Source organism: Salinicola sp. RZ23, from assembly GCF_003206675.1.
Classification (GTDB): Bacteria; Pseudomonadota; Gammaproteobacteria; order Pseudomonadales; family Halomonadaceae; genus Salinicola; species Salinicola endophyticus.
The window spans coordinates 134,131-148,253 of sequence record NZ_PZJK01000012.1 but is presented as its reverse complement, the minus strand read 5'-3'; the positions used below and the strand labels follow the sequence as shown (position 1 = coordinate 148,253).

General features: G+C 67.2%; 10 protein-coding genes. 7 read left to right on the top strand and 3 right to left on the bottom strand.

Translation table 11 applies throughout. The features are described 5' to 3' along the window. Positions 1–122 precede the first annotated feature (122 nt). From gatB to gatC, 3 genes are all read right to left on the bottom strand, one after another. Complete coding sequence (gatB, locus tag DOM67_RS12590; RefSeq protein ID WP_110676351.1) at positions 123–1,574, bottom strand: Asp-tRNA(Asn)/Glu-tRNA(Gln) amidotransferase subunit GatB; 1,452 nt, start codon at positions 1,572–1,574, stop codon at positions 123–125. Beyond that, complete coding sequence (gene gatA, locus DOM67_RS12585; protein ID WP_110676349.1) at positions 1,574–3,040, bottom strand: Asp-tRNA(Asn)/Glu-tRNA(Gln) amidotransferase subunit GatA; 1,467 nt, start codon at positions 3,038–3,040, stop codon at positions 1,574–1,576. Before gatA ends, gatB begins: the two co-directional genes overlap by 1 nt. Before the next feature lie 91 nt (positions 3,041–3,131). After that, positions 3,132–3,422, bottom strand: coding sequence for an Asp-tRNA(Asn)/Glu-tRNA(Gln) amidotransferase subunit GatC (gene gatC, locus DOM67_RS12580; protein WP_106420502.1), 291 nt, complete (start codon positions 3,420–3,422; stop codon positions 3,132–3,134). Between the two features lie 193 nt (positions 3,423–3,615). On the opposite strand from gatC, the gene DOM67_RS12575 reads away from it, so the two are divergent. The 7 genes from DOM67_RS12575 to tldD all read left to right on the top strand — a co-directional run bounded on the left by DOM67_RS12575 (position 3,616) and on the right by tldD (position 14,102). After that, positions 3,616–4,653 (top strand): rod shape-determining protein, encoded by a 1,038-nt coding sequence (locus DOM67_RS12575; RefSeq protein WP_035473851.1) that lies wholly within the window; start codon positions 3,616–3,618, stop codon positions 4,651–4,653. 51 nt (positions 4,654–4,704) lie between these two features. Next, a complete protein-coding gene (gene mreC, locus DOM67_RS12570; protein WP_280951066.1) occupies positions 4,705–5,679 on the top strand; it encodes a rod shape-determining protein MreC in 975 nt (324 codons plus the stop codon). A 2-nt stretch (positions 5,680–5,681) separates the two neighbouring features. After that, positions 5,682–6,161 carry a rod shape-determining protein MreD gene (gene mreD, locus DOM67_RS12565; protein ID WP_110676345.1) on the top strand — a complete coding sequence of 160 codons (480 nt, stop codon included), beginning with the start codon at positions 5,682–5,684 and terminating at the stop codon, positions 6,159–6,161. A 66-nt stretch (positions 6,162–6,227) separates the two neighbouring features. Next, positions 6,228–6,854: a Maf family protein gene (locus DOM67_RS12560; protein ID WP_110676343.1), complete on the top strand. Its 627-nt coding sequence runs from the start codon at positions 6,228–6,230 to the stop codon at positions 6,852–6,854. 176 nt (positions 6,855–7,030) lie between these two features. After that, positions 7,031–8,494, top strand: coding sequence for a ribonuclease G (gene rng / locus DOM67_RS12555; RefSeq protein ID WP_110676341.1), 1,464 nt, complete (start codon positions 7,031–7,033; stop codon positions 8,492–8,494). 4 nt (positions 8,495–8,498) lie between these two features. Further along, positions 8,499–12,563, top strand: a complete 4,065-nt coding sequence (locus tag DOM67_RS12550) for an AsmA-like C-terminal region-containing protein (RefSeq protein ID WP_110676339.1) — start codon at positions 8,499–8,501, stop codon at positions 12,561–12,563. 84 nt (positions 12,564–12,647) lie between these two features. Then, positions 12,648–14,102 carry a metalloprotease TldD gene (gene tldD, locus DOM67_RS12545; RefSeq protein ID WP_110676337.1) on the top strand — a complete coding sequence of 485 codons (1,455 nt, stop codon included), beginning with the start codon at positions 12,648–12,650 and terminating at the stop codon, positions 14,100–14,102. Positions 14,103–14,123: the final 21 nt, after the last annotated feature.

Genomic DNA, 14,123 nt, shown 5'->3' with positions numbered 1-14,123 from the left:
GCGTCGGGAAAGCACTGCGACAAACAGATCGTGAAACAGAGCATTCCGCTCCTACCACACAAAAGCCCATGGCCTTGGCCATGGGCTTTTTCGTTGTGCTGGCTGGTTGATCGAGCGTTGGCTCAGGCTTCGTCCAGCTTTTGCTTGAGCAGGCCGTTGACCTGCTGCGGGTTGGCGGTGCCGCGGGAGGCTTTCATCACCTGGCCGACGAAGTAGCCGATCATCTTGCCGCGCTTCTCCGGGTCGGCGTCGCGGTACTGGGCGACCTGCACCGGGCTGTCCGCGATGACCTGGTCGATCATCGCTTCGATGGCGCCAGTGTCGGTGACCTGCTTGAGCCCGCGTGCCTCGATGATCTCGTCGGCGCTCTGGCCTTCGTTGTTCCACAGGGCCGCGAAGACCTGCTTGGCCGCCTTGCCGTTGATGGTGTCATCGAGCACGCGGCTGACCAGGCCTCCCAGCTGCTCCGGGGTGACCGGGCTGTTGCTGATGTCGATGTTCTCGCGGTTGAGATGCCCGGAGAGTTCGCCTTGCACCCAGTTGGCCGCCTGCTTGGCATCGCCGCACACCGCGAGCACCGCTTCGAAGTATTCGGCCATCGGGCGGGTCGAGGAGAGCACGCTGGCGTCGTAGGCCGAGAGCCCCAGGGCGTTCTCGAAACGGTGGCGCTTTTCGGTAGGCAGCTCCGGCAGGGTCGTGCGCTGGTGATCGATATAGGCGGCATCGAGCATCACCGGCAGCAGGTCGGGGCAGGGGAAGTAGCGGTAGTCGTTGGCTTCCTCCTTGGTGCGCATGCTGCGGGTCTCGTCCTGGTCCGGATCGTAGAGTCGCGTCTCCTGAACCACCTTGCCGCCATCTTCGATCAGCTCGATCTGGCGCTCGACCTCGAACTCGATCGCCCGCTCGACGAAACGGAAGGAGTTGACGTTCTTGATCTCGGCGCGGGTGCCGAAGGCTTCCTGGCCCTTGGGGCGCACCGAGACGTTGACGTCGCAGCGCATCGAGCCCTCGGCCATGTTGCCGTCGGAGATGCCCAGGTAGGTGACGATGGCGTGGATCGCGCGTATGTAGGCGACCGCTTCCTTGGCCGAGCGCATGTCGGGTTCGGAGACGATCTCCAGCAGCGGCGTGCCGGCCCGGTTGAGATCGATGCCGCTCATGCCATGGAAGTCTTCGTGCAGCGACTTGCCGGCGTCCTCTTCCAGGTGGGCGTGGTGGATGCGGATTCGCTTGCGCACGTCGTCATCCAGCACGATCTCGACTTCCCCCTTGCCAACGATGGGCTGGGCCATCTGGCTGGTCTGATAGCCCTTGGGCAGATCGGGGTAGAAGTAGTTCTTGCGCTCGAACAGCGAGGTGTCGGGAATGTGCGCGTCGATGGCGAGGCCGAACTGCACCGCCATTGCCACCGCGCCCTCGTTGAGCACCGGCAGTACGCCGGGCAGCCCTAGGTCGATGGCGCAAGCCTGGGTGTTGGGCTCGGCACCGAAGGCGGTGGAGGCGCCGGAAAAGATCTTGGATTGGGTCGCCAGCTGTACGTGCACTTCCAACCCGATGACGGTTTCCCACTGCATTAGATCGTCTCCTGGTCGAGGCTCGGGTGGCGGCGATGCCAATCGGTCGCCTGCTGGAATTGATGCGCCACGTTGAGCAGCTGCGCTTCGGCGAAGTGCTGGCCCAGAATCTGCAGGCCGATCGGCCGCTGCCCCTGGCCGGAGAAACCGGCGGGCACGCTGATGCCCGGGATGCCCGCCAGGTTGATGGCGATGGTGTAGATGTCCTGCAGATACATCGAGACCGGGTCTTTCTTGGCGCCGAGATCGAACGCCGGGGTCGGCGCGGCCGGGCCCATCAGCACGTCGACCTCGTCGAAGGCGTCGAGGAAGTCCTGGCGGATCAGCCGGCGGACCTGCTGCGCCTTGCGATAGTAGGCATCGAAGAAGCCTTCGGAGAGGGTGTGGGTGCCGATCAGAATACGGCGCTTGACCTCGTCGCCGAAGCCTTCGGCGCGGGAGCGCTTGTAGAGATCCTCGAGATCTGCCGGGGCGTTGCAGCGGTGGCCGAAGCGCACGCCGTCGTAGCGCGAGAGGTTCGAAGAGGCTTCCGCCGGGGCGATGACGTAGTAGGCCGGGATCGCCAAGTGGGTGTGCGGCAGGCTTACCTCGCACACCTTGGCGCCGAGCGACTCGTAGACGCCGATCGCCTCGCGCACCGCGCGCTCGACTTCCGGGTCGAGGCCATCGCCGAAATACTCCTTGGGCAGGCCGATCTTGAGCCCGGCCAGCGGCGTGTCGAGCTCGGCCAGGTAGTCCGGGACCACCCGGGCGACGCTGGTGGAGTCGCGCAGGTCATGGCCGGCGATGGCGCCGAGCAGATGCGCGCAGTCTTCTGCGCTGCGCGCCATCGGCCCGCCCTGATCGAGACTCGAGGCGTAGGCGATCATGCCGTAACGCGAGACGCGGCCATAGGTCGGCTTGAGCCCGGTCACGCCGCAGAAGGCGGCCGGCTGACGGATCGAACCGCCGGTGTCGGTACCCAGTGCCGCCGGGGTGAAGCCGGCGGCGACTGCAGCGGCGCTGCCGCCGGAGGAGCCACCGGGCACCGCGTGCTTGTCCCACGGGTTCTTGACCGCGCCGTAGAAGCTGTTTTCGTTGGAGGAGCCCATGGCGAACTCGTCCATGTTGGTCTTGCCCAGACTGACCATGCCGGCCGCCTCGAGCTTCTCGACCACGGTGGCGTCATAGGGCGAGACGAAGTTGTCGAGCATCTTCGAGCCGCAGCTGGTGCGCACGCCGCGGGTACAGAAGATGTCCTTCAACGCCAGCGGCAGCCCGGCCAGCGGGCGCTCGTCGCCGCGGGCACGCGCCTGGTCGGCGGCATCGGCCGCAGCCAGCGCCTGGTCGCGGGTCACGGTGATGAAAGTGTTGAGTTCGCCATCCAGGCGCTCGATGCGGTCGAGCAGGCTGGTCGTGAGCTCGCGGCTGGAAAAATCGCCGGCCTTGAGGCCCTTGGCGAGTTCCGTGAGCGTCATCTCGTGCATGGAGAGAGTTCCTGTCTAGAAGCGGGTCTGGCTATGGAACCGTGGGCGCCGCGCGGCGCCGGCCCGGAAAAAGATCTCGCGTGCGAGCGTGTTACTCGACCACCCGGGGCACCAGATAGAGGCCCTCGGCGGTAGCCGGTGCGCAGGCCTGGAAGCGTTCGCGCTGGTTCTCCTCGGTGACCTCGTCGGCGCGCAGGCGCTGGGTGGTGTCGAGCGGGTGCGACAGCGGCTCGATGCCCTGGGTATCGACAGCCTGGAGACGGTCGACCATCTCCAGAATGCGCGACAGATCGTCGACGTAGCCGGACGCCTCGGCATCGCTGTTGATGCCCAGTCGAGCCAGGTGCGCGGCTCTCAATACGTCCGCATGTTCGATTGCCATGAGTGTCGTTCCTCGTCTCGAAATGGGGTGGAAAACGGGGTCCAAAAAACGCGCCGTGAAGATAGGCCGATAAATGGCGCAAACCTTAGCATATTCGGCCCCGAACTGGCAGGCGCGTGCTTGCTGCTTCCCCCCCACGATGATACCGTTTGCGTCCGCACAGGGTTCCGGTCTGGACTAGGTAAAAGTTTCCATGTTTAAACGTTTACGGGGGCTGTTCTCGAGCGATCTGTCGATCGACCTGGGAACTGCCAACACGCTGATTTATGTCCGCGGTCGCGGTATCGTCCTGGACGAACCCTCCGTCGTGGCGATTCGCCAATCCGGTAACATGCGTAGCGTCGCCGCCGTCGGTCTCGACGCCAAGCGGATGCTGGGGCGCACGCCCGGTAACATCACTGCCATCCGTCCCATGAAGGATGGTGTCATCGCTGATTTCACCGTTACCGAGCAGATGCTGCAGCACTTCATTCGCAAAGTGCATCAGAGCACCTTCCTCACGCCCAGTCCGCGCGTTCTGGTCTGCGTTCCCTGCATGTCGACGCAGGTCGAGCGCCGCGCGATCAAGGAGTCGGCCGAGGGCGCCGGCGCCCGCGATGTCTATCTGATCGAAGAGCCGATGGCTGCGGCCATCGGCGCCGGTCTGCCGGTCGAGGAGGCGCAGGGCTCGATGGTCGTGGATATCGGTGGCGGTACCACCGAGATCGCGATCATCTCGCTCAATGGCGTGGTCTACTCCGAGTCCGTACGTATCGGCGGCGACCGCTTCGACGAGGCGATCACCTCCTATGTGCGCCGGCACTACGGCAGCCTGATCGGCGAAGCCACTGCGGAGCGGATCAAGGAGGAGGTGGGATGTGCCTACCCGGGTGGCGAGCTGCGCGAGATCGACGTGCGCGGGCGCAACCTGGCCGAGGGCATCCCGCGCAGCTTCACGCTCAACTCCCACGAGATTCTGGACGCGCTGCAGGAGCCGCTGGCAGCGATCGTCGCCGCGGTCAAGAGCGCCCTCGAGCAGTCGCCGCCGGAGCTGGCCTCGGATATCGCCGAGCGTGGCCTGGTGCTCACCGGTGGTGGGGCGCTGCTGCGCGACATCGACAAGTTGATCGCCGAGGAGACCGGCCTGCCGGTGATCATCGCCGAAGATCCGCTCACCTGCGTGGCGCGCGGCGGCGGCAAGGCGCTGGAGATGATCGACCAGCACACCTTCGAACTGCTCTCCAGCGATTGAGGCCATCCGCGACCGGCGCCGCGCCTGCGGCCCGGTCACCGGTAGGCGGGGGTGAGGCCTATCAAACCGCTGTTCTCCTACGGCCCGGTGCCGACGTACCGCATGCTGCTGTGTGCGGTACTCGCATTCGGGCTGATGTTTGCCGAACACCGCTTCAGTGCGGTGGAGTCGGCACGTTCCCATATGACCTCCATCGTGGCGCCGATCCAGTGGCTGGTGAGCCTGCCCAGTGAGGGCGTGCGCTGGGGCGCCATGGCGTTCTCCGACAAGCAGAGCCTGATCGACGAGAACGGCCGCCTGCGCGAGCAGCTGCTGACGCTCTCCAACCGGGTCCAGCGCATGGCCAGCCTGACCGCCGAGAACGTGCACCTGCGCGAACTCCTTCATGCGCCCAACCCCGATGATGTGCCCTACATCACCGCGGAGCTGCTGTCGCTGGACTCCGACCCCTTCACCCAGCAGATGGTGATCAACCGCGGGCGGCGTGACGGTGTCTATATCGGCCAGCCGGTGATGGATGCCTCGGGGCTGATCGGTCAGGTGGTCTCGGTCTCCGCCTACACCAGCCGGGTGCTGATGGTGGCCGACGCCAACCATGCGGTGCCGGTGGAGATCAACCGCAACGGTCTGCGTTTCATCGCCCAGGGCACCGGCCAACTGGATACGCTCGATATCCCCAGCGTGCCGGCCACCGCCGACATCCGCGAGGGCGACCTGTTGGTCACCTCCGGGCTGGGCGGGCGCTTCCCCCAGGGCTATCCGGTGGCGCGGGTGACCGAGGTCAAGCGTGAGTCTAGTCAGGCGTTCATGGAAGTCACCGCCGAGCCGATCGCGCAGCCCGAGCGCTCGCGCTACTTCCTGCTGCTGTTTCCGCCTTCGCCGCCGGATGCGAGCGGGCTGGGCGACCCGGAGAGCATGGCGCGTCAGATCGTGTGGCCGGGGGACCCGGCGCATCCCGATGCCCATCGGGTCAGTGAAGCGGCGCTGAAAGCGGCGCTGCGTCTGCAAGCGGAGGGGGCACCGTGAGTATGGGGCTCTTCGGTTATCTATTCGTCTGGTTCACCCTGCTGCTGGCGCTCTGCCTGCAGGTGATGCCGTTGCCCGACGCCTGGCTGGTGTGGCGCCCGGACTGGCTCGGCGTGCTGCTCGCCTACTGGTGCGTGGCGACACCCCAGCGGGTAGGGGTCATCCATGGCTTTGTGCTCGGCCTGCTGCTGGATCTGATCGAGGGTGCGCCCCTGGGGCAGAACGCGCTGACGCTGTCGCTGCTGGCCTATCTCTTCCTGCTGCTCTACCAGCGCTTCCGGGTCTATTCGATCTGGCAGCAGGCGGTACTGGTGTTCGTACTGCTGGGCATCGGGCAACTGGTGGAGCAGTGGTTGCGCACCATTTTCGGTCCCGTCTCGGTGAGTCTGGAGTTCCTGATCCCGGCGCTGATCGGCGCACTGCTGTGGCCTTGGCTGTTCACCATGATGCAGGCCGTCAGACGCCGCCTGGGCATCGGCTGAGCTGGCTCGATCGGCCCGCGTCGGGTGCCGCTTTCTATCCGCTTTCGGTTTCAGGAGTTCGCAGCCATGTCTGGCGCACCCGTTTCCTCCTCTTCTGGGTCTGCCGCGGCTTCGTCTGCCGCTTCCTCGCCGCAGTTGCGGCTGGCATCGGCCTCGCCGCGCCGGCGCGAGCTGCTCGCGAGCATCGGCGTCGAGGTCGAGGTCTCGCCGGCGGATATCGACGAGTCGCGCGTTAGCGACGAGACACCCGAGATCTTCGTCAGCCGCCTGGCGCGGGAGAAGGCGCTGGCGGGGCACAGCGGTAGTGCGCTGCCGACGCTGGGCGCGGATACCGTGGTGGTATGCGACGATGAGGTGTTCGGCAAGCCGCGTGATCTGGCGCATGCCTGCTCCATGTGGCGCGCGCTCTCCGGGCGCGAGCATCGGGTGCTCTCGGCGGTGGCGCTGATCGGCCACCGCGGGCTGCTCGAGTGCCGGGTGGTGACCCGGGTATGGCTGCGGACCTTGAGCGAGGCGGAGATGGCTGCCTACTGGGCCACCGGCGAGCCAGCCGACAAGGCCGGCGGCTACGCGGTGCAGGGGCGTGCTGCGATCTTCGTCGAGCGGCTCGAAGGCAGCTACTCCGCGGTGGTCGGGCTGCCGCTCTACGAGACTGCGGAACTCCTGCAGGCGCAGGGCATCCAGATCTTGTAGGCGCACCTGGTTATCGTGAAGCGCCACTTGCGCAGGGCGCTGAGCGGCCCTGCCTTGTGGGAGAGTGCCGGGGCTGTGTCATAATCCTGACAGCGAGACAGCCATCGCCACCAGCAGCACCGGCAACTGACGAGGGATTCCACCCGCGCCCGACAACCCGTGACAAGGATGCCCGCATGAGCGGTGAGGTTTTGATCAATCTGACGCCGATGGAGACCCGCGTGGCGGTGGTCGAGAACGGCGTGCTGCAGGAAGCCTTCATCGAGCGCAGTCGGCGGCGGGGCATCGTCGGCAATATCTACAAGGGCAAGGTGGTGCGGGTGCTGCCGGGCATGCAGGCAGCCTTCGTCGATATCGGACTGGAGCGTGCTGCCTTCATTCATGTCAATGAGGTGGTGGCGCCCGATTCGCCGCAGGCCGAGCCCGCCTCGATCAGTCATCTCCTGCATGCCGGACAGTCGCTGGTGGTCCAGGTCACCAAGGATCCGATCGGCTCCAAGGGCGCCCGCCTGACCACCCATCTCTCGATTCCCTCACGCTATCTGGTCTATATGCCGGACTCGCCGCATGTCGGCGTCTCCCAGCGCATCGAGGACGACGCCGAGCGCGAGCGGCTCAAGACGCTGGTCGCGAGCGGCCAGGCCGAGCTGGCGGACGAGCAGCAGGGCGGCTTCATCATCCGCACCGCGGCGGAGGGGGTGGGGCGCGAGGAGCTGCTCGCCGATATCGTGTTCCTGCAGCGGCTGTGGTTGAGGGTGGCCGAACGGCGGATCAGCGCGCCCACCCCGAGCCCGATCTATGACGACCTGCCGCTGTTCGTGCGCACGCTGCGCGACGTGATGCGCGACCAGATCGAGAAGATCCGCATCGACTCGCGCGAGAACTACTTCAAACTCAAGGAGTTCGCTCGCGAGTTCATGCCCACGGTGGAGTCGTGCATCGAGTATTACCCGGGCGAGCGCCCGATCTTCGATCTCTACAGCGTCGAGGACGAGATCCAGAAGGCGCTGGGGCGCAAGGTGCAGCTCAAGTCCGGTGGCTATCTGGTGATCGACCAGACCGAGGCGATGACCACCATCGACGTCAACACCGGCGGCTACGTCGGTCATCGCAATCTCGAAGAGACGATCTTCAAGACCAATCTCGAGGCCGCCACGGCGATCGCCCGGCAGCTGCGGCTGCGCAATCTCGGCGGCATCATCATCATCGATTTCATCGACATGGAAGAGCTCGAGCATCAGCGCCAGGTGTTACGTGTGCTGGAGAAGGCGCTCGAGCGCGACCATGCCAAGAACAAGCTGACCGGTGTCACCGAGCTCGGCCTGGTGCAGCTGACCCGCAAGCGCACCCGCGAAAGTCTGGAACAGACGCTGTGCGAGCCTTGTCCTACCTGTCATGGGCGCGGCACGCTGAAGACACCGGAAACCATATGCTACGAAATCTTTCGCGAGATCCTGCGCGAGGAGCGGGCCTATTCGCCCGAGACCTATATGGTGCTGGCTTCGCAGTCCGTGGTCGACCGCCTGCTCGACGAGGAGTCGGCGGCGGTGGCGGATCTCGAATCCTTCATCGGCAAGACGATCCGGTTCCAGGTCGAGGCGCACTACTCCCAGGAACAGTACGACATCGTGTTGATGTAACCCGATGAGCCCGCTGCGCATCACCCTCCGCTGGCTGCTCACGCTGGTCGCCGTGCTCGCCCTGGTGCTGGCGCTGGTGGTCAGCGGGGTGCGCCTGCTGGCCTGGCAGAGCGAGCGTCTGGCGCCGCCGCTGATGGCGTGGCTCGACGCCAGCCTGGAGACCCAGGGCAACCTCGGGGGGCTGTCGCTCTCGCTGTCCCGCTTCGACCCGAGCCTGAGCCTCGACGATCTCGACCTGAAGAGCCAGGGCGGCCAGCCGCTGCTGGAGGTCGCGCATGCCCATGCGCGGCTCGATAGCGGCGCCAGTTGGGACCAGCGCGCGCCGGTCTTTACGCCGGCGACGCTCGAGGGCCTGACGCTACACCTCTACCGCAGCGCCAAAGGCGGTTGGGGGTGGCCCGATGGTGCCGGCAGTCGCTGGTTCGGCGCGCGTGACGATGACGCCGCCAGCGCGCCCCCCGACCTCGACCGCTGGCTCGTCTGGCTGACCCATCAGCAGGCGGTGCTCGAGAATGTGACCCTGGTGTTGCATGCCAATGGCGAGACCCGCCCCCTGACCCTGTCGCGGCTGGACCTGGCCAGCCGCGACGGCCAGGCGTCGCTGGTCGCACGCCTGGCCGGCGCTGCGGGGCAGGCGGCGGACGAGGCTAGCCCGGCGGATGCCGAGTCGGCGGGGCGGTTGCAGCTCAGCGTCGATAGCGGCGTGGCGGGCGCAAGCGGCGCAGGCACGGGGCCGGTCGCGCGCTTCGACGGCAGGTTCGATCTGGGCGTGCTGACACCGCTGTTGGCGCTGTTGACTCAGCCTTATCCGCGCTCGCTGGCGGCACTCGATGGCGAACTCTCGGCCAGCGGCGAGTGGCGCGATGGAGGCCTGCGCCAGGCCCGCCTGGCCCTCGACGTGCCCACGCTGCAGGTCGTCGACAGCGGCGATGGCAAGACTCACACCTTGAACGATATCGGCGTCGAGGGCGGGCTGACCCGGGATGCCGACGGACAGTGGCAGGCCTGGGCCGATGACCTGCGTCTGGCCCAAAAATCCGGAACTCAAGTGTCGGGAACTCAAGTATCCGCAACTCGAGTACCGGGAACTCAAGGCGCTGGCGCCGCCGCGGATATCGCGCCGCTGCCGAGCTGGCCACAGCGTCTGCAGGCGCGCTCGACGCCCCAAGGCTGGTGGCTGCGGAGTACACCCTTCGCCCTCGGCGGCATGGTCGCGTCGCTACGCCAGCTGCCGCTGCCCGAGGCACTGCTCAAGCCGCTGCGGAAACTCGACCCGCAAGGCCGCGTGGCCGGCCTGGAAGTGGGGCGCGATGCCGGCGAGTGGTACGCCCAGGCGGCGCTGGAGGGTGTCTCGGTGTCGGCCTGGGACGACGCCCCGGGCGGAGGGCCCTTCGACGCCTGGGCGACTTTCCGCGGGCGTGGCGGGCGGGTGGCTTTTGCCGGCGGTCCGCAGACCCGCTTCCTGCTGCCTTCGGTCTATGCCGAACCGCTCGTACTCTCCGCTGCCAGCGGGATTATCGACTGGCATCTGACCCACGATGGTGCCGTGCTCAGCGGCGAGCATCTGCGCGCCGGATGGCGCGGGGCGAGCGCCAGCGGACGCTTCGGGCTGACGCTTTACGATGCCAAGGACAAGCCCGGGGCCTTCATGCTCGATCTCGCCTTCGCCGATGCCGATGCGCGGCGTACACGGCTGCTGCCGTGGCTGCCGACGCGGGCGCTCGACGATCCCGAGCTGATGCAGTGGCTGGGCGGCGATATCGGCGGGGTGGTCAAGCACGGCCGGCTGGGGCTATCGCTCACCCTGAGCGACAAGGAGGCGCCCGAGGCGCAGATGTTCTCCAACCCCGACGATCGTTTCACCCTGGCGCTGGATATCGCCGATGGGCGGCTACAGTACGCCCCCGACTGGCCGGCGCTGGAGCAGGTCTACGGCCACCTGCAGATGCACAACATGAACCTGCAGGCGCAGATCGACCATGCCAGCAGCCATGGCCTGACCACCCGCGATGCCGTGGTCACGCTGGCCGACCAGCAGCTGGCGATCAGCGGCGACGTCAGCGGCAGCAGTGCGGGCCTGCTCGGCTTCCTGTCCCAGGCGCCGCTCGACGATCTGAGCCGTACCTTCGGTCTGTGGCGCAGCCAGGGCAAGGTCGATGCGGCACTGCACATCGCGCTGCCGATGACCCCGCAGAGCGATGCCGAGACTGACCTGAGCGTCGACGTCCAGGGACATGCCAACGTCGAGTCGCTGACCTTTCCGGAACTGCAGTTGACCCTCGGCGGGATCAACGGGCCGCTGCACTATCGTCACCAGAAGGGCCAGGACTATCTCCAGGGCCAGCTCGGCGCTCGGGCCTTCGACGGTCCGCTGCTGGCGACCTTCGATATCGGCGGCGCCCAGGGGCAGGGCATCACCTTCGAGGGGCGCGCCCTGGCCCGTGGGCTGCTGGGCTGGGCCGGTCTCTCGCGGGTCGGTGGTCTGGCCAGCGGCTTCTTCCCCTACCGCGCTCAGGTCTCTTTCGATGACCAGAACAATGCCAGCCTCGCCGTGCGCAGCGATCTCGAGGGGCTTGCCATTCAGCTGCCCGCGCCGTTCGGCAAGGCGGCCGGGCACCGCGAGCCGCTGGCCATCGATGCCGATATCGCCGCTGGCTCGGGTTCGGTCACCCTGGCTGACTGGGGCCGCGCGCGCTGGCGCACCCTGGGTGAGCAGGTGCAGGGGCAGGTGTGGCTCGAGGGCTGGCCCGGAGCGCAGGCGGCATGGCCCAGCGAGCCCGGCTGGTACGTGCTGTGGCGGCCCAACCGGCTCGATACCCGGCGCTGGGCCAGCGCGCTGACGGCGCTGCAGGCGGCCCCTGGTGATGCCCAGCCGAGCCGTGAGGTGCCCACCGCGATCACCGACGACCTGGACAAGCCCGAGTCGGTGCCGGTCAACGATGGTGGTGGGTTGAAGCGGGTGGCGCTGGCGACCCCATGTATTCTGGTCGAGGGCCGCTGCCTCGGCGGCATGCAGGCCGACGCTTCGCCACTCTCCGGCGGTGGCTGGCAGCTGTCGCTGGATGGCGAGATTGCCGCTGGCCGCGCGCGCTGGCAGCCGCAGGCGGAGGTGCCCATCGACGTGTCGCTGGCGCGCCTCAATCTCGATGCACTGACACCCAAGCCGGCGGCGGGCGATAAAGGTGGGAGTATGGGGCAGACGCTGATGACGCAGATCGAGACCGCGCCGCGGCCGATCGCTCTGCCCGACGGGCTGGCTCGGGTGCCGGCAGGTCAGGTGAAGGTTGCGCACTTCGAGCGTCAAGGCAAGCAGTTCGGGCCGCTGGAGGCGCGCTGGCGCGCTGATGACCGCGGCCTGACCCTCGACCCGCTGAAGCTGACGCTGGGCGATATCGGGTTCTCCGGCAACCTGCGCTGGGAGGCCTCGGGGAGTGCTAGCCTCACCCGCGCCAACCTGCAGGCCAAGGGGAAAAATCTGGGCAGCGCCTTCGCGGCGCTGGACCAGCAGGTGCCGATCACCAGCGAACGTGCCCAGGGGCGGCTGCAGCTGGCCTGGCCCGGTGCCCCATGGCAGTTCGCCCTGCCGCTGGCGAGTGGCCGGCTGGCGGTGGATCTGGGCAACGGCCGTCTGCGCCAGGTCCACTCCTCCTCGGCCAAGCTGGTGGGGCTTTTCAATCTCGACAATATCCTGCGCCGGCTCAAGCTCGATTTCTCCGACGTCACCAGCAGTGGCACCGCCTTCAATACGCTCAAGGGCAGCGCCACGCTCTACAACGGCGTGATTCAGAGTGACGGGCCGCTGGTGGTCGACGGCACCTCGACGCGCTTCACGCTATCGGGTAGCGTCGATCTCAACCGCCAGACGCTGGATCAGCGCCTGGGTATCACGGTGCCGGTGAGCCAGAACCTGCCGCTGGTGGCGATCATGGCCGGGGCACCGCAGGTCGGCCTGGGGCTGTTCGTGTTCCATCAGCTGTTCGGCCGCTGGATCGACAACGTGACCCAGGTCCACTATCGCATTCAGGGGCCCTGGTCCGCGCCGGATATCAGCGTGGAAAGCGCCCAATAATCCGGCAGCCGGCGCGTACCGGGCGCCCCTCGCAAGAGGGCGTCACGGCACGTGACACGGCTGCCACAATCGGGAAAACGCCCAATGACAGACATGAGCGAAAGCGCCTTGAAGCAGGCTTCGAGCCTGCTGCTGGCCCCGGGTGGCCTCGACCAGACGTCGCTGAACGTCGGTCTGGGGCAGGCCATGGGCGTCGGTATCGACTATGCGGATCTCTTCTTCCAGCGCACCTGGCACGAGATGTGGGTGCTCGAGGATGGCGAGGTCAAGGATGCCAGCTACAGCATCGATGGCGGGGTCGGCGTGCGCGCGCTCTCCGGTGAGAAGACCGGGTTCGCCTATTCGAGCCAGATCACCGCTGACGCGCTCGCCGAGACCGGGCGCACCGCCTCGGGTATCGCGCGCAGCGGCAGCCGCCAGGCGCCGCGGGCGATCCACGCGGTGGCGGCCAGCGCGCGCTATGCCGGGATCGACCCGCTCAGCGGTCTCTCCGCCGACGAGAAGATCGCCATGCTCAAGGAGGCCGACCGCGTGGCGCGGGCCGCCGACCCTGCCGTCTCCCAGGTCAGCGCCTCGCTGACCGGCGTGCACGAGGTGGTCCTGGTGTGCGCCAGCGACGGCACCCTGGCGGCGGATATCCGCCCCCTGGTGCGGCTCAACGTCAATGTGATCGTGGCCCGCGACGGGCGCCGCGAACGTGGCAGCGCCGGCGGTGGCGGTCGCTACGCGATGAGCCGACTGCGCGACGCCGGGGTGGCCACCATCTACGCCCGCGAGGCGGTGCGCCAGGCGCTGGTGAATCTCGACGCGGTGGCGGCGCCGGCGGGCCAGATGCCGGTGGTGCTGGGCAGCGGCTGGCCCGGCATCCTGCTCCACGAGGCGGTGGGGCACGGGCTCGAGGGTGACTTCAATCGCAAGGGCAGTTCGGCCTTCGCCGGCCGCCTGGGCGAGCAGGTCGCCTCGCGCGGCGTCACCGTGGTCGACGACGCGACCCTGGCCGACTGCCGCGGTTCGCTGAGCATCGATGACGAGGGGACGCCGGGGCAGTACACCCCGCTGATCGAGGATGGCATCCTCACCGGTTACATGCAGGACAAGCTCAACGCACGCCTGATGGGCATGCAGCCGACCGGCAATGCGCGGCGCGAATCCTACGCCCATGTGACCATGCCGCGGATGACCAACACCTGCATGCTGGCGGGAAACGACGACCCCGAAGAGATCGTCAAGAGCGTCAAGCGCGGGCTCTATGCGGTCAGTTTCGGCGGTGGCCAGGTCGATATCACCTCGGGTCGCTTCGTGTTCTCGGCGTCCGAGGCCTATCTGATCGAGGATGGTCGCATCACCGCACCGGTCAAGGGTGCGACCCTGATTGGCAACGGCCCCGAAGCGATGTCCCAGGTCTCCATGATCGGCAACGATATGGCCCTGGACACAGGGATCGGGGTGTGTGGCAAGGAGGGGCAGGGCGTACCCGTCGGGGTGGGCCAGCCGACGTTGAAACTCGACGAGCTGACCGTCGGTGGCACGGCGTCGTGAACACCGGGCCGCGGTCGCCGG